Source organism: Jeotgalicoccus nanhaiensis (assembly GCF_015235105.1).
Lineage (GTDB): Bacteria > Bacillota > Bacilli > Staphylococcales > Salinicoccaceae > Jeotgalicoccus > Jeotgalicoccus nanhaiensis.
On the sequence record NZ_JADGLW010000001.1, the window covers coordinates 342615 to 357903 of the forward strand.

At 44.6% G+C, this 15289-nt stretch carries 17 protein-coding genes and 1 other RNA gene; 2 read left to right on the plus strand and 16 right to left on the minus strand.

What is annotated here, in order from left to right:
• Positions 1-20: 20 nt before the first annotated feature.
• The gene (gene aroD, locus IR135_RS01640) at positions 21-737 is read right to left on the minus strand and encodes a type I 3-dehydroquinate dehydratase (RefSeq protein WP_135096108.1); all 717 of its coding nucleotides are present in this window, start codon (positions 735-737) and stop codon (positions 21-23) included.
• A 94-nt stretch (positions 738-831) separates the two neighbouring features.
• On the opposite strand from aroD, the gene IR135_RS01645 reads away from it, so the two are divergent.
• A complete protein-coding gene (locus IR135_RS01645) occupies positions 832-1422 on the plus strand; it encodes a hypothetical protein (protein WP_135096110.1) in 591 nt (196 codons plus the stop codon).
• A 323-nt stretch (positions 1423-1745) separates the two neighbouring features.
• Here the strand turns inward: IR135_RS01645 and IR135_RS01650 are convergent, their stop codons facing one another.
• The 7 genes from IR135_RS01650 to secG all read right to left on the minus strand — a co-directional run bounded on the left by IR135_RS01650 (position 1746) and on the right by secG (position 6948).
• Entirely contained in the window at positions 1746-2153 is a 408-nt protein-coding gene (locus tag IR135_RS01650; protein ID WP_115886003.1) for an organic hydroperoxide resistance protein, read from the minus strand.
• Positions 2154-2277: 124 nt separating this feature from the next.
• Positions 2278-2487 (minus strand): CsbD family protein, encoded by a 210-nt coding sequence (locus IR135_RS01655; RefSeq protein ID WP_115886004.1) that lies wholly within the window; start codon positions 2485-2487, stop codon positions 2278-2280.
• Positions 2488-2606: 119 nt separating this feature from the next.
• Positions 2607-2969, minus strand: a transfer-messenger RNA (tmRNA) gene (ssrA, locus tag IR135_RS01660).
• 70 nt (positions 2970-3039) lie between these two features.
• On the minus strand, positions 3040-3510 hold the full coding sequence (gene smpB / locus IR135_RS01665) for an SsrA-binding protein SmpB (RefSeq protein ID WP_135096112.1): 471 nt from the start codon (positions 3508-3510) through the stop codon (positions 3040-3042).
• A 6-nt stretch (positions 3511-3516) separates the two neighbouring features.
• Positions 3517-5817, minus strand: coding sequence for a ribonuclease R (gene rnr, locus IR135_RS01670; RefSeq protein WP_135096114.1), 2301 nt, complete (start codon positions 5815-5817; stop codon positions 3517-3519).
• A gap of 21 nt (positions 5818-5838) precedes the next feature.
• On the minus strand, positions 5839-6588 hold the full coding sequence (locus tag IR135_RS01675; protein ID WP_135096116.1) for an alpha/beta hydrolase: 750 nt from the start codon (positions 6586-6588) through the stop codon (positions 5839-5841).
• A gap of 129 nt (positions 6589-6717) precedes the next feature.
• Positions 6718-6948 carry a preprotein translocase subunit SecG gene (gene secG, locus IR135_RS01680; RefSeq protein WP_115886008.1) on the minus strand — a complete coding sequence of 77 codons (231 nt, stop codon included), beginning with the start codon at positions 6946-6948 and terminating at the stop codon, positions 6718-6720.
• A 197-nt stretch (positions 6949-7145) separates the two neighbouring features.
• Between secG and IR135_RS01685 the strand changes: the two genes are divergently transcribed.
• The gene (locus IR135_RS01685; protein WP_135096118.1) at positions 7146-8048 is read left to right on the plus strand and encodes a nuclease-related domain-containing protein; all 903 of its coding nucleotides are present in this window, start codon (positions 7146-7148) and stop codon (positions 8046-8048) included.
• A 72-nt stretch (positions 8049-8120) separates the two neighbouring features.
• On the opposite strand, the gene IR135_RS01690 is transcribed toward IR135_RS01685, so the two are convergent.
• The 8 genes from IR135_RS01690 to IR135_RS01725 form a co-directional block, all read right to left on the minus strand.
• Positions 8121-8738 (minus strand): hypothetical protein, encoded by a 618-nt coding sequence (locus tag IR135_RS01690; RefSeq protein ID WP_135096120.1) that lies wholly within the window; start codon positions 8736-8738, stop codon positions 8121-8123.
• A gap of 72 nt (positions 8739-8810) precedes the next feature.
• Complete coding sequence (gene eno, locus IR135_RS01695) at positions 8811-10109, minus strand: phosphopyruvate hydratase (RefSeq protein WP_135096122.1); 1299 nt, start codon at positions 10107-10109, stop codon at positions 8811-8813.
• Between the two features lie 36 nt (positions 10110-10145).
• Positions 10146-11666 (minus strand): 2,3-bisphosphoglycerate-independent phosphoglycerate mutase, encoded by a 1521-nt coding sequence (gene gpmI / locus IR135_RS01700; protein WP_135096124.1) that lies wholly within the window; start codon positions 11664-11666, stop codon positions 10146-10148.
• Positions 11663-12418: a triose-phosphate isomerase gene (gene tpiA, locus IR135_RS01705; protein ID WP_135096126.1), complete on the minus strand. Its 756-nt coding sequence runs from the start codon at positions 12416-12418 to the stop codon at positions 11663-11665. The genes gpmI and tpiA overlap by 4 nt, the downstream gene beginning before the upstream one ends.
• A gap of 5 nt (positions 12419-12423) precedes the next feature.
• Positions 12424-13620: a phosphoglycerate kinase gene (locus tag IR135_RS01710; RefSeq protein WP_135096128.1), complete on the minus strand. Its 1197-nt coding sequence runs from the start codon at positions 13618-13620 to the stop codon at positions 12424-12426.
• Between the two features lie 133 nt (positions 13621-13753).
• Entirely contained in the window at positions 13754-14008 is a 255-nt protein-coding gene (locus IR135_RS01715; RefSeq protein WP_115886015.1) for a glutaredoxin family protein, read from the minus strand.
• A gap of 3 nt (positions 14009-14011) precedes the next feature.
• On the minus strand, positions 14012-14473 hold the full coding sequence (locus IR135_RS01720; RefSeq protein ID WP_135096130.1) for a threonine/serine exporter family protein: 462 nt from the start codon (positions 14471-14473) through the stop codon (positions 14012-14014).
• Positions 14474-14483: 10 nt separating this feature from the next.
• Positions 14484-15281 (minus strand): threonine/serine exporter family protein, encoded by a 798-nt coding sequence (locus IR135_RS01725; RefSeq protein WP_318272216.1) that lies wholly within the window; start codon positions 15279-15281, stop codon positions 14484-14486.
• Positions 15282-15289: the final 8 nt, after the last annotated feature.

Genomic DNA, 15289 nt, shown 5'->3' on the forward strand with positions numbered 1-15289 from the left:
GTAAAGATTGCTTAATATTTTTATCTGGTAAATATTTCACGCAATTGTGTTACATGAATCTGTCCCGGAGCCGCATCCCTTGATACAAAGCCGTAGGTTAGTGCCGAAGCCGCTTCTCCCTCTGCCGTACGCGTGTCTTTTCCGAGTTCTCCCATAGAGATTCCAATTATTTTGTCTCCGTACTTTTGTTTAGCACTTTTCACAGCTCCAGTGACTTTGTCCACATCCTTCTTTTCATGAGGGAAGTAAGCAACTTTGTATAAATCTCCGCCGAGCGTGTGCATTTTATTAATAATCGATAAAATTTCTCCGCTTGAGGGTGTACGCTTAAAATCGTGATGACTCATCAGGCATTTCACATTATTGGCACGCGCAGTTTTGCAGACAGATGCTGTAATTTTATCGCCGGATTGAACTTCGATATCGATATAGTCAATATCCATTGTCTGACAGACAGCGTTTAAGAGCGCTTCGTACTCAACTGTTGTTTTTGAACCGCTGCCGCCCTCTTTCGCCGTGCGGTATGTATAAATAATTTCTTTGTTCAGCGGTTTAAAATAATCTATAATATATCTGACTTTTTTGCCGTGATCCTCCCGGTTCAACGCATCGAAAACATCTCCGCGTATCTCCACGATATCAAAAGCGTCTATATTCTCTTTCGCTTTTTGAATTTCTTCTTTAATTTCGTCATCATTATGACCTGATAAAGTGACGACAATCTTCGTTGTATTCATAAGTTTTCCCCTTTGTGCGTTCTGAATGCTATTGATAGCTATTTCAATCTAATGGTATCATAAAACCATTATAGTATCCCGGGGGTTAAAGTAAATGAAAAAAATTAAACTGCTGACTTTGCTGGCATTCACAGCCATGCTGTTTGCGGCATGCAATGATAATACTGATAAAGAAAATACCGGCACAGCTGAATCTTCAGAAACTGCATCTCTTGAAGAGGATAAAGATCTTTTTGACAGCGAAGAGGAAAATGAAATTGAAATCGATGAAGTTGATGAAGTTGCAGTCGAATCAGCAAAATCAGAGAGCGATAATTATCAGCTGGGCGAGCCCGTTGAAATCGACGGCATTACAGTAACAATTAATGATGCCTTTATGACAGACGAGCGCAACGATACGAATATTATCGATGTCAGCGGCGTGCTCGTTCTCGACATTACATATGAAAACGGCACAGACCAGACATTCCCGGCAGGGCGAGATATTACACTTGAAGCGGACGGTGAACTCGCACACAGCTACGAACTCGACAGCATCTTCCCTGCCGACCTTGCTCCAGGTGAAAGTATAACCGGCCAAATGTCCTACGGCTTAGTATCCGCACCTGAAAATATGGTTGCTGTATTTGAACCCTTGATGAATTCAGAAGGTAAGACTGCGGTTTTTGATATAGTTGTTGAATAATTTTAGGTTTTGCTGGGTGGTGGTGGTTGGGGTGGCGTGTGCCACCGTGGATTCTCCGTGGCGCGGGATTGGGTGGCGCGTGCCACCGTGGATTCTCCGTGGCGCGGGAATGAGCGGCGTGTGCCGCCGTGGATTCTCGATGGCGCGGGAGCGGACGGCGTGTGCCACCGTGGATAAATTCATCTCTCTTTGACTGACTAAACTCACTACCAGGTCAATGAACAACATAAGATTCCTAAAATCACTATAAAAACTCCAGCATCATCTTTACACCAATAAAAAAGAGCCCGCACGGGGCTCTGGTTTTTATCTTCTATAAATTATTACACTACTTCTACTGATAAATCCACGTCGATGTTGCCGCGTGTTGCTTTAGAGTAAGGGCAGAAATCGTGTGCCTGCTCTAAATATTTTTCAGCGTCTTCCTGAGACATGTTTTTAACTTTAGCTTTAATATCTACACCAAGTTTAACGCCTTCGCCATCTTCTTCAAGGCGTACTGTTAAAGTAACTTCCGGCTCTGCATCACGAACGCCGCCTTTTTTAATCATTAAATCAAAGGCACCGTTAAAGCAGGAAGCATATCCCGCAGCGAATAACTGTTCAGGGTTAACACCCTCGCCATCCTGATCCGGCGGAATTACCGGTGAATCAATCGCTTTGTCTTCTGTTGCCACGTGACCTTTGCGGCCCCCTGTGTTTACTGCACTGATTTCATATTTAACTGCCATTATAACTGCCTCCTAATTTTTTAATTACAATTCAATCTTACTAATGAATTGAACTTATATCCAAGCATAACATTTATCCACAAAAATGAAGCCGCAATAAATACAGCCTCATCTTCGTTCTTATTTATTTTTTAAATTTTTCCGATACTTTGTCTGACGCTTTGTCGATAGAGTCATGAGCTTTGTCCGATGCTTTATCTACATACTCTTTCGCTTTGCCGGCATTCTTCTCGTTCTTGCCTTCTTTTTCTTTATCTTTGTCTCCGGTAGCGTTGCCGATTGTTTCTTTTGCATTACCTTTTAATTGTTCTAATTTGCTGTCTTTTTCTGCCATTTAAAAACACTCCTTAATTAATTAAATAGTATTTTTGTACAGTTAATGTATTCCCCCTCAAATAAATGCTAAACATTTATACAAAAAATACCCAATCCTTCACCAGGATTGGGTATTCAATATGGAGACGGCGGGAGTTGAACCCGCGTCCAGAGACCTCGCAGCATTTCTTTCTACGTGTGTAGTTCATTATTAAGTTTCACATGAATGATGGCAATGAACGAACCTCATTCCATGCTAGTCCGATTAATCTCTTCCATTTAGTCTTCCGACCGCAGACTAAAGGGCGTATCCTATTATAGTTGAATCATCGTCACGGGCCATAGGCAAGCTCATGGGATGATGCAGAGCGCTCTTAGGCAGCTACTGCGAAATTGTTTTGTTTGCCAGTTATTATAAACTGAGTATCGTTGATGACGAAGCCGAAACCTCCGACACGCTTAAAATGCCCGAATAGCCCCTGTCGAATCCGGAACGTCCCCGGATTATTTAATATTACGGCTGATTTGCCGAGCACTTATTATTATAACACGATAAAAACCCGTTGACAAATTAACGGAACTGCTCCTTCATTGCACGGTCAATCTCGCGTTTCATCTGTTTCTTCTTCAGATCCTGGCGTTTATCGTATTTCTTCTTACCCGTTGCGATGCCTAAAAGCACCTTGCACATGCCGTTTTTAATATATAGTTTAAGCGGAATAATCGCGTTCCCCGGTTCCTGCATATGCCCTCTAAGTTTATTAATTTCTTTACGGTGCAGGAGCAGCTTACGCGTACGGAGAGGCTCGTGGTTAAAACGGTTCCCCTCTTCATACGGCGCAATGTGCATATTATAAACGTACATTTCATTATTATAGACCCGCGCATACGAGTCTTTTAAGTTCGCCGACCCGCGGCGGATCGATTTAATTTCAGTACCCCTAAGCACAAGCCCCGCTTCAATCGTGTCATCGATAGAATAATCATGACCCGCTTTGCGGTTTTGTGCCAGCGGCCTCGTTTTCTGGTTGCTTTTACTCATAAGCCTCTACTTCTTTCCTTTGCCTTTTTTCGCCACTGATTTATAGAAAGGTTTTTTCTTGCCGCCCTTTGAGAAGCTTCCTTTCTTTTCACGTGAACGTGTCTTTTCTTTTTTATTTTCTGACCTGCCTTTAATTTCCACCGGTGTTTGTCTTCTTTCCGGACGTTTTTTATCAGGCATGCCGACCACTTTAAAATCAATCAGGCGCTCTTCGAGATTGACACCAATTACTTCGATTTCAACCTTGTCGCCGATACGGAACATGGTGCCGGTACGTTCGCCGAGCATAGCCATAGCGCGTTCGTTAAAGTTGTAATGGTCATCAGTCATGTTGCTGACGTGCACCAAGCCTTCAATCGTGTTCGGCAGTTCAACAAACATGCCGAAGTTCATAACGCCTGATACTACACCTTCGAATGTTTCGCCGACATGTTTCATCATGAATTCCGCTTTCTTCAGATCATCCGTGTCGCGCTCTGCATCCTGGGCGCGCCGCTCTCTTTCGGAAGTATGCTTCGCAATCTCAGGCAGCTCGCTCTTGTTGCGGCGGATAGTCTTCGCATCGGTCTTTCCTTTAAAGAGATACTCGCGTATCAAACGGTGAACGATTAAGTCAGGGTAACGGCGGATCGGTGACGTAAAGTGAGTGTAGAACTCCGTCGCCAGTCCAAAGTGGCCGAGCGATTCAGGTGAATATTTCGCCTGCTGCATCGAGCGCAACATCAGCGTGGAAATCACCATTTCTTCCGGACGGTCTTTGACTTCTTCAATAATTTCCTGCAAAGCATGCGGGTGAACCTGATTACCTTTACCTTTAACAACGACACCAAAACCTGTCAGGAAGTCGAAGAATTTACTCAGCTTCTCTTCTTTCGGTTCTTCGTGAATACGGTACATAAACGGCACGTCCATCCAGTGGAAGTGCTCTGCGACTGCTTCGTTTGCCGCCAGCATGAATTCCTCAATCATTTTTTCGCCCGTTCCACGGTTTCTAAGAACGATATCTTCCGGTGTGCCGTCTTCACCGACAACAACAGCCGCTTCGGCGAAATCAAAATCAATTGCCCCGCGTTTTTCGCGTTTCGCACGCAATCTTGCAGCAAGTTCCTCAGCATCGAGAAGAGGCTGATAAACTTCTTTGAACTCATTAATGACGCTCTCATCTTTATCTTCCAGCATTAAGTTTACGTTGCCGTAAGTCATACGGTAGTCCGAGTTAATAACACTTTCGAAAATTTCGTGGTCCACGGCTTTACCGCCCGGTGTAAATTCCATGCGGCAGCTCAGTGTCAGCCGGTCGACATTTGGATTCAGCGAACAGATACCGTTCGATAAACGGTGCGGAATCATCGGAATCACACGGTCAACAAGATAAACACTCGTCCCTCTGTGATATGCTTCTTTATCGATTGCAGAGTTCTCTGTTACATAGTGGCTGACGTCGGCAATGCTGACCGTCAGTTCGAAATTGCCGTTATCCAGTTTTTTCACGCTGACAGCATCGTCCAGATCTTTTGCGTCGGCGCCGTCAATCGTAATTGTGAACTCGTCGCGAAGATCGACTCTCTCCTTCGTATCAGCCTGATCGATTTCATCAGGCACTGCTTCCGCCTGCTCAAGCACTTCATCAGGGAAATCGATATCGATGCCATGCTGGTAAATAATCGACAGAATATCGACACCAGGATCATTTTTATGTCCTAAAATCTGGATAACATGACCTTCCGGATTGCCCTGTTCAGGATTATCCGGGAATTTAGTTATTTCAACGAGCACTTTGTGGCCGTCAATAGCCCCTAAGTTGTTACCTCTCGGAATAAAGATATCCGTTTTGAATGTTTTCGAGTCAGGTACAACGAAACCGTAATTAACATTTGCACTGTATTCCCCGACTAATTTTGTTACGCCGCGCTCGATAATACTAATTACGTGACCTTCTGTCTTGTCGCCTCGCGTACTGGTCTCGACTTCTACCAGCACAGTGTCACCGTCAAGCGCACCGTTTACAGCGTTCGGCGGAATAAAAATATCTTCGATATCTTCTTCTTCCGGACGCAGAAATCCAAAACCGCGTTTGTGCATCGATAATGTACCTTTTACTCTGTTGGAGTCAGGCACCTTCATATATTTGTCTTTTTTCGTGCGGTATAATTTACCGGATTCTTCAAGAGAGACTAAAGTTTTCACCATATCTTTGAATTCATCCGAGTCATCCGCTCCAAAAGATTCTTTAAAATCATCTATTGTCATCGGTTTGTAGTCATCTTTACTTACAATGGCTAATATTTCTTCTTTAAAGTCTCTCATTGTAATCCTCCATATCTGTTATTAATACTGCAGTTCGTGCTGTTCAATAAAATTGTATATATCTTCAAATAATTCTTCCTTGCTCTCATCTATAGTCAGTACGTGGCCGCCTTTATCGTACCATTTAATTTCTTTTTCATCAGTCCCGGCACCATTGTAGATCACCTTGGCACTCTCCGGATCAATCACTTTGTCATGAATTGCCTGAGCGACAAAAAGCGGGACATTAACATCTTCTAAATTCCCTTTTACCAGATTTATAAACGTGCTGATATCATCAAAAGTTCCAGTCATCTCCAGATTTTTTGTTTCTTTTTCTATCTGCTCCGGGGTTTTATTTTCAAACATCTTCAAATATTTTTCTGCATACGCGATAAACTGCCCGTACAGTGTTTCCGGGTCCTTCATGTACATTGGGCTGCAAATTGTCCCGACACCTGTCACATCGCGTTCAGCTGCAAGGCGCAGCGCGATTACCCCGCCAATCGATACACCGGCGACAAAAATATTGCTGCAGCCTTCACTCCGCAAAAAATCGTAAGCTTCGACTGCCTGCTTATACCAGACAAAGGGAGAAGACTGAGTAATTTTCTCCGGATGCTCCGCATGGCCTTCGTAGTTTATCGAGTAGGAAGTGAGACCTTTTTTCTGCAGATAGCGGCCGAGCTGTCTTACATCGGATGTGTTCCCCGTAAAACCATGCAGCAGCAGAACCGCCCTGTCTCCGCTCGCTTCTTTAAAGTAAAATTTTTCAGGTAATTTAATATTCATGAGGTCACCTCAAAATAGTGTTACTTTTATTGTACGCTAAATGTCCGGGATACTAAAGAATCATCGTTCCAAACATAAAAAAAGAGCCAAAATCCGGGACTAATCGGATTCGGCTCACCTTTTAACGTATTAACCTAAGTATGTCAGTAACAGCATAATCATAAAGAACAGAATTGCTAAAATTACAGTTGCTCTATGTAAAATTAAGTCCATACCGCGCGCTTTCTGCTTGCCGAACATCTGCTCGGCACCGCCGCCGATTGCTCCCGACAGACCGGCACTTTTTCCGGATTGTAGTAACACTACAGCGATAAGCGATATACACACGATGATTAACAGAACGATGAGTAGTGTCTGCATGAAGATACCCCTCCGATTTATATTAACAGTATAAATAGTACCAAAAATTTACTGTATGTGCAATGTAAACGAAGGTTTTGTAATGTAGTTGTTACATTGGAGACAGCGTTCTATTTGTTGAAATCTGTAAATGTTCTGCTGCATTTTTTAAATTTTTGCTGTTTGGAGATAATTTACTTTATCTTTATGTTATAGATATGCGTACAATCCCTTTAAAACTTAAACAATTGCAGATTCTGTCACGTCGAACGTTACTCGGTTCAACCGAAGAAAAAGAAAAGGAGAAGTTGACCCGCGGCTGGCACGGCGAGCTCGGATTCGATAAACTGCTCGATACTGCAGTGCGAGGCAAGGAAATTTATCACTTGAGAGATTATCGTTTTAAAATTGATTCCGGTACCGAAACATTAAAAGTAGCCAGCGGTATGAGTGAAGTCCAGATCGATAACGTGCTGATTGCTGGCGACCATGTTTATACTTTCGAGGTTAAAAATTTTGGTTTCGATTTGATATACGATTCAAAAATCTGGTTCTTCGAAAGCGGGCGCGAATATAAGGACTTGAGTATGCAGGTGAACCGCCAGCGCACTTCGCTTGAGCATCTGATTCGTAATGGCGGTTTTAATTACGATATTACTTCACACCTCGTGTTTGTGAACCCTTCACAGACAATCTATAACATGCCTAATTTGGAAAATCTGCTTGTGCCCAGTAATACGCCCCGGCGGCTCGCTAAAATTTGTCAGCCTAATCGTTATGACCATGGCAATATTGCTGACTACCTCAACAGCCGCCGGCTCCTGAAATCAATGTACGATCTCCCGGCGAATGTTGAATTTGGCGAGCTCCGCACCGGCGTGTTTTGTTATCAGTGCGATTCGGTTGCGGAGCTCGTGCGTGTTAATTCATACAAGTACTGTTGTCATTCATGCACTAAAGAGTTTACTACTTTCGAAATAGTATCGATACTAATTGATGAATTAAAAACTATCAATGAAGCGTGGGAAATATCTCCTGCAAGAATTTCTGCTTTTAGCGGAGGGGCTGTCAGCAGTTCCACAGTTCGCAGATATAAACGCGACCGTCGACTCTTATTTTGATAAATACTCAACATACAAAAATTGCGTTTCTGTGATAAATTCCTCTTTTTATTAATCCTCTATACACTTTCGTTAGTGGATGTGCAAGGTCAGAGTTTTTTGGCACACCTTGCTCATCCGCGCACCATTTATGAGCAAGGTCAGCGTTTTTTGACACACCTTGCTCATCCACGCACCATTTATGAGCAAGGTCAGTGTTTTTTGGCGCACCTTGCTCATCCACGCACCATTTATGTGCAAGGTCAGCGTTTTTTGGCGCACCTTGCTCATCCGCGCACCATTTATGTGCAAGGTCAGTGTTTTTTGGCGCACCTTGCTCATCCACGCTCCAATTATGTGCAAGGTCAGTGTTTTTTGGCAACCCTTGCTCATCCACGCACCATTTATGTGCAAGGTCAGTGTTTTTTGGCGCACCTTGCTCATCCGCGCACCATTTATGAGCAAGGTCAGCATTTTTTGGCGCACCTTGCTCATCCACGCTCCAATTATGTGCAAGGTCAGCGTTTTTTGGCGCACCTTGCTCATCCACGCTCCAATTATGTGCAAGGTCAGCATTTTTTTACGCACCTTGCTCATCCGCGCACCATTTATGAGCAAGGTCAGCATTTTTTTACGCACCTTGCTCATCCGCGCACCATTTATGAGCAAGGTCAGCATTTTTTTACGCACCTTGCTCATCCACATCGTCAATTAACCCCTCTCAAAATAACAAAACCCCTCTCAAAATAACAAAAACCCCTCGCGAGAGGGGTTTTCATCAAATTATTTATTCAAATTATAAAATGATGCGAGGCCTTTGTAAGTGCCCGTCTCATATAACTCGTCTTCAATGCGGAGGAGCTGATTGTATTTAGCAACGCGGTCCGTGCGTGACGGTGCACCTGTTTTAATCTGTCCGGCATTTGTCGCAACAGCAATATCAGCAATTGTCGTGTCTTCTGTTTCACCTGAACGGTGTGAGATGACTGCTGTGTAGCCTGCGCGCTGGGCAACTTCGATCGCTTCGAAAGTTTCTGTCAGCGTACCGATCTGGTTCACCTTAACTAGGATTGAGTTTGCAACGCCCTGTTCGATACCTTGGACTAATTTTTCAGTGTTCGTTACAAACAGGTCATCACCGACAAGCTGGACTTTATCGCCGATTTTGTCTGTAAGAAGTTTCGTGCCTGACCAGTCATTTTCATCCAGACCGTCTTCTATTGAGATGATTGGATACTTCTCAACCATGTCGCCGTACCAGTTAACAAGTTCTTCCGACGAATAAGTTTTACCTTCGCCTTTCAGCTCGTAGTTGCCCGTATCTTTATTGAAGAATTCGCTTGAAGCCGCGTCCATCGCAAGGACGATATCTGAACCGAGTTCATAGCCGGCAGCTGCTACCGCTTCGCCGATTACTTCCAGCGCTTCTTCGTTTGATTTAAGGTTTGGAGCAAATCCGCCTTCGTCACCGACTGCAGTGCTATAGCCTTTTGCTGATAAAACTTTCGCAAGATGGTGGAAAATTTCCGTCCCCATGCGGAGCGCCTCTTTAAAAGTAGGTGCGCCTACAGGCATAATCATAAATTCCTGAATGTCGATGCTGTTGTCTGCATGCTCACCGCCGTTAATAATATTCATCATCGGCACTGGCAGCTGCACCGCATTAAATCCGCCTAAGTATTTATATAAAGGCTGGCCGAGAAGATCCGCCGCTGCTTTCGCTACGGCAATCGATACACCTAAAATAGCATTAGCGCCTAATTTTTCTTTGTTTTTCGTCCCGTCTAACTGAATAAGCATTTTATCGATTGAGACCTGCTCTAGCACAGTGAATTCTCCATCGATTAATTCGGGTGCAATTACAGCATTAACATTTTCTACTGCCTGTTCTACACCTTTGCCTAAGAAGCGTGATGAATCACCATCACGAAGTTCTACCGCTTCGTGTTCTCCTGTAGAAGCGCCTGAAGGAACCAGTGCCCGGCCGAAAGCGCCGCTTTCTGTCAGCACTTCAACTTCAATCGTCGGGTTTCCTCGAGAGTCTAAAACTTCACGTGCATATACATCTGTAATTAATGGCATGTCATCCTACTCCTTTATTAGTTAAGTTCGAATTTATTATAACGTATTTTTAATTAAAAGGCTCTTACCTGTCATATCTTCAGGCTGATTAAGATTCATTAAATCAAGCATAGTCGGTGCTAAATCTGATAAACGCCCGCCTTCACGCAGCAGGACCGATTTGTCCGTCACAATCACCGGCACCGGGTTGACCGTATGCGCCGTCATCGGTTCTCCTGCAGGTGTCACAACCTCATCGGCGTTCCCGTGGTCTGCAGTAATTACCGCGGTCCCGCCCAAGCTAATAATTTTATCGACTACTTTACCGAGACATTCGTCGACCGCTTCCAGCGCTTTGACCGTCGGTTCAAGCATGCCGCTGTGGCCGACCATGTCCGGGTTGGCAAAGTTTAAAATTACCATATCTAGCGGTTCGTCGAGAGCGCGGAGCAGCTGATCCGTCACTTCGTAAGCACTCATTTCCGGCTGCAGGTCATATGTCGCCACTTTCGGTGAATTGACTAAAATACGCGATTCACCTTTGAATTCCTCGTGGCGTCCGCCGTTCATAAAGTATGTCACATGCGGATATTTTTCTGTTTCGGCAATGCGCAGCTGCGTTTTTCCTGAAGCTGATACAACTTCGCCAAGCGTATTAACCAGGTCCACTTTATCGAAAACAACATCTGCCTGTACCGCTTCGCTGTATTTTGTAAATGTAACGAACTTCAGATTATCAATTGTTCCGCCGCGGTCAAAGCCCTTAAATTCCGGCACAGTGAATGCTTCCGACAACTGGGCTGCGCGGTCCGGTCTGAAGTTAATAAATATAACGGCATCGTCTTCACCGATAGTGTGCGCTTTATTAACGACAAACGGTTCGACGAATTCATCAAACACCTCGGCAGAATAACTTTCCTCTACTCCGAGAGACGCAGTCGGGAAAACCTTGCCTTTCCCGTGCACGAGTGCATCATACGCCAGCTGTTCCCGTTCCCAGCGCTGGTCGCGGTCCATCGCATAGTAGCGCCCGCTGATCGTTGAGAACTGGCCGATGCCGATTTCTTTGAACTGCCGCTCTGTTTCTTCTATGTAAGTCAAGGCCGAGGCTTTACTCACGTCGCGCCCGTCTAAAAATCCGTGGACGAATACATCGGTAAGGCCGTTGATTTTTGCCATTTTCAGCACTTCAAACAAGTGTCCGTAATGCGAGTGCACGCCGCCATCGCTTAAAAGTCCCATAATATGCAGTTTGCTGTTATGACTTTTGGCATGTTTCAGTGCACTTAAAAGCACTTCATTTTCATGAAAATCGCCATCTTTAATCGCTTTATTAATACGCGTTAAGCTCTGATACACAACGCGCCCTGCACCGATATTTAAATGCCCGACTTCGGAGTTTCCCATCTGTCCTTCGGGTAAGCCCACATCGAGACCGCACGCGCTTAAACTTGCGTGCGGGAACTCATCTTTATATCTGTTAAAATTCGGCATATCTGCATGTGCAATCGCGTTGCCGAAAGTCTCATCGCGTTCTGCAAAACCGTCAAGAATAATTAAGGCAGCAGGTTTAGTCATTGGGCCGCTCCAGCAATCAGCGCTGTATAATCTTCAGCCTTCAGTGAAGCACCGCCGACTAAGGCGCCGTCCACATCACTTTTTGACATCAGCTCTTCGATCGTTGCAGGTTTAACAGAACCGCCGTACAAAATACGCACGCGGTCTGCCGTGTTCTTATCATAAAGTTTTTCAACTTCGCTTCTAATCGAACGGCACATCGCATCAGCATCGTCGCTCGTTGCACTTTTTCCAGTGCCAATCGCCCAAATTGGTTCATAAGCGATAACGAGCCCGCCTGCTGATTCAGGTGAAATTCCTTCAAGCGCTGCTGTCACCTGTCCTGCAACTTTTGCTGTATACTCTCCGCTTTCGCGCTCTTCTTCAGTCTCACCGACACAGATAATCGGCGTCATGCCCGCTTCAAGTACAGCACGCGACTTTTTGTTTACGTCGCTGTCAGTCTCTCCGAACAGCTCGCGGCGTTCAGAATGTCCTGTGATAACGTAGTGCATTCCAAGTTCACGAAGCATAGGCGCGGAGATTTCCCCTGTAAAAGCACCGCTCTTTTCAAAGTGCACATTTTGTGCACCGACTTTAATATCCGTCTCTTTAAATTTCCCGGCGAGTACCGGCAGGTCGATAAAGGGCGCACAAATCGCCGCTTCAACACCTTCTTTAAGATTGTTTTTTAACAGTTCATCGGCAAAAGCTCCTGCTTCCTGAACTGTCATATTCATTTTCCAATTACCCGCAATTAATGGTGTGCGCATATGACTTACTCCTCCTCAGCATTATCAATTGCCTTCAGTCCCGGCAATTCCTTACCTTCTAAATACTCTAACGATGCGCCGCCGCCGGTTGAAATATGGCTGAATTTATCAGCAAATCCAAGAACCTGCGCAGCACTGGCCGAATCGCCGCCGCCGATAATAGTAACCGCATCTTCAAGATTCGCAATCGCCTGGCAAACACCGACTGTCCCCGCTGCAAAATTGGACATTTCAAAAACTCCCATCGGTCCATTCCAGACAACTGTTTTCGCATCTTTGAGTGTTTTCTCGTATAATTTAACCGTTTCCCCGCCGATATCAAGAGCCATCATATCATCCGGAATTTCTTCGACCGGTACAGTGCGGTGCTCCGCTTCATTTGAAAATTCTGAGGCTGCAACAACATCGACAGGCAGCACTAATTTCCCGTCCGCTTTTTTCAGCAGCTCTTCAGCAATTTTAATATTGTCTTCTTCAATTAATGATTTTCCGATTGAATGTCCCTGTGCTTTCAGGAATGTATTTGCCATCCCGCCGCCGATAAGAATTTTATCAGCCTTATTCAGCAGGTTATCAATTACGTTAATTTTGTCGGATACCTTCGCTCCGCCGAGGATGGCCACGAACGGTGATTTCGGCTGATCGACTGCACCGCCGAGAAATTCGATTTCCTTCTGCATTAGAAATCCGGATACAGTGGGCAGATGCTCGCTGATTCCGACGTTTGACGCATGCTCGCGGTGGGCTGTGCCAAATGCATCATTGACGAAGATATCACCGAGCGATGCCCAATACTTGCCGAGCACCGGATCGTTTTTACTTTCTTTTGAGCCGTGCTGATCTTCATAGCGTGTATTTTGAACGAGGAGAATCTCTCCATTCTTCATTCCGGCAATACCTTCTTCCAAATCCTTGCCGCGTGTTTTATCGCTGAACAGCACTTCTTTGCCTACCAGGTTGCTTAAGTAGTCAGCAACCGGAGCAAGAGAATATTCACGTTTGTCTTCTTTAGTTTTAATTCGTCCAAGGTGCGAAAATAAAATTACTTTTCCGCCCTTAGCCAAAACGTAAGAAATTGTTTTTACAGCAGCTTTAATACGGGTATCATCCGTAATCTGTCCATTTTTCATCGGTACATTAAAATCTGCCCGTATTAATACCTTTTTGCCTTTTAATTCAACATCTTCCAGAGTCTTCTTCATGGATGCGCCTCCAAATTTATATTCATTTTAATTATACATATGTCGCTCGCTTATTAAAACATTAAAAATATTTTAAGCGCAGCTGCATTAAAAAAGCGGCAGACATTTTAAGTCCGCCGCTTCCCGGTTATCATTATTTATAATTATCTTTTACGTAATCATATATAGTTACAAAATCTAAAACGCCTTCTTGAATCACTTTGCCTCCGTCGCTTAAAACGGGTATGCGCACCATGTATTCTTCCTGCAGTTTGTCATCGTTATCGATATTCACTTCGGTCAGTTTCACTACGTTATCTCTCAGTTCAGACAATGCCAGTCTGAGCTGCAGTTTTCCTTCATTACACAAATGACAATTATCTCGTGTGTAATAAGTAAGATTAAGCATTGGTTAAGCCTCTTTCTTCCGCATATTTTTAATTTCACGTTTCAGCGTCTGGATTAATGAATCTATCATCTCGGTTGAAATTATCCCCATAGCAATTGCCAGCGACACGAGAGCTACTTGAAAACCGTAGGCAAGCGCCATATCGTAATTCTGCAGCACTACGCTGCGCATGGCATTGTAAGCTACACCGCCGGGCACGAGGGGAATAATTCCGCATGTAATAAATATAATTACCGGCGCCCTTAATTTACGGGAACTCGCAATCGACAGGGCAGTCAGCATAATCGCTCCTAAAAAAGATGCGATGGCCGGCTGTATTTCATACTGGGTTGCGGTATAGTATACGAGCCAGCCGAAAGCTCCGCTTAAACCGCCGGCGAATATCGTCCTGCTTGGAGCATTGAAAAGTATTCCGAATCCTGCAGAGGCAAAGAAACTAAGTATAAATTGAACTGCATATAACATTGTTCCCCTCCTAGACTGCCATGAAGACGAGGCCGACTCCGGCACCGATCGCAATCGCTGTAAGCGATGCCTCCGCGCCTTTCATCGTGCCTGCCATCAAGTGTCCGCGTATCATTTCCCGTATCGCATTGGTAATGAGCACTCCAGGAACGAGCGGCATGACTGCGGCGATAATAATCGTCTCGAGTTCTGTTCCCGGACCGTAGTCTACATACAGTACAGAAATCACAGCGATAAAAAACGCTGCGAAAAATTCGTTGAAAAATTTAATTTTAGTATAGCGCTGAATACTTTCTGTAATCAGTACACCCGCCATGCCGCCAGCAGCTGCGACCGGTATATCGCCCGCCACGCCGCCAAACAGAAGCAGGAACATAATAGCGACCATTCCGCCGGTGAAAACAATCAGCCAGAAAGGAAACATTTTCGTTTCATGGATATTTTCTATACTGTCAATCGCATCTCTTATGGGCAATCCTTTAGTAATACGCCTAGATAAGTCATTAATATTTACGACTTTTTGTAAATTGTTTGCGCGCTCATCGATTCTGATTGTCTGGGACAAAGCGTAATCATTCATCGACAAAATAATTACTGTTGTTGTGACAAAGACCTGAACATTACCGATACCGTAGTTGCCTGCCATGCGGATCATCGTATCTTCGATACGATACGTCTCCGCACCGCTTTCCAGCAGGATTTTCCCGCTGTTTAAACAGACATAGAAGACTTTGCGGACAAAGTCTTCATCTAAACTGTCATCAGGTTTGTCGACTGTTTCAAGTTCTTCGACCGACAACTGTCCCACCTCTTTTT

Excerpts from the sequence above, each read along its gene's own strand:
- IR135_RS01675 (WP_135096116.1), bottom strand. The coding sequence starts at position 6,588 with ATGAATATTAAATTACCTGAAAAATTTTACTTTAAAGAAGCGAGCGGA.
- IR135_RS01710 (WP_135096128.1), bottom strand. The coding sequence starts at position 13,620 with ATGAAGAAGACTCTGGAAGATGTTGAATTAAAAGGCAAAAAGGTATTA.
- eno (WP_135096122.1), bottom strand. The coding sequence starts at position 10,109 with ATGCCATTAATTACAGATGTATATGCACGTGAAGTTTTAGACTCTCGA.
- IR135_RS01650 (WP_115886003.1), bottom strand. The coding sequence starts at position 2,153 with ATGGCAGTTAAATATGAAATCAGTGCAGTAAACACAGGGGGCCGCAAA.
- IR135_RS01685 (WP_135096118.1), top strand. The coding sequence starts at position 7,146 with ATGCGTACAATCCCTTTAAAACTTAAACAATTGCAGATTCTGTCACGT.
- gpmI (WP_135096124.1), bottom strand. The coding sequence starts at position 11,666 with ATGACTAAACCTGCTGCCTTAATTATTCTTGACGGTTTTGCAGAACGC.
- IR135_RS01715 (WP_115886015.1), bottom strand. The coding sequence starts at position 14,008 with ATGCTTAATCTTACTTATTACACACGAGATAATTGTCATTTGTGTAAT.
- IR135_RS01645 (WP_135096110.1), top strand. The coding sequence starts at position 832 with ATGAAAAAAATTAAACTGCTGACTTTGCTGGCATTCACAGCCATGCTG.
- IR135_RS01720 (WP_135096130.1), bottom strand. The coding sequence starts at position 14,473 with ATGTTATATGCAGTTCAATTTATACTTAGTTTCTTTGCCTCTGCAGGA.
- smpB (WP_135096112.1), bottom strand. The coding sequence starts at position 3,510 with ATGAGTAAAAGCAACCAGAAAACGAGGCCGCTGGCACAAAACCGCAAA.
- secG (WP_115886008.1), bottom strand. The coding sequence starts at position 6,948 with ATGCAGACACTACTCATCGTTCTGTTAATCATCGTGTGTATATCGCTT.
- tpiA (WP_135096126.1), bottom strand. The coding sequence starts at position 12,418 with ATGCGCACACCATTAATTGCGGGTAATTGGAAAATGAATATGACAGTT.
- rnr (WP_135096114.1), bottom strand. The coding sequence starts at position 5,817 with ATGAGAGACTTTAAAGAAGAAATATTAGCCATTGTAAGTAAAGATGAC.
- aroD (WP_135096108.1), bottom strand. The coding sequence starts at position 737 with ATGAATACAACGAAGATTGTCGTCACTTTATCAGGTCATAATGATGAC.
- IR135_RS01655 (WP_115886004.1), bottom strand. The coding sequence starts at position 2,487 with ATGGCAGAAAAAGACAGCAAATTAGAACAATTAAAAGGTAATGCAAAA.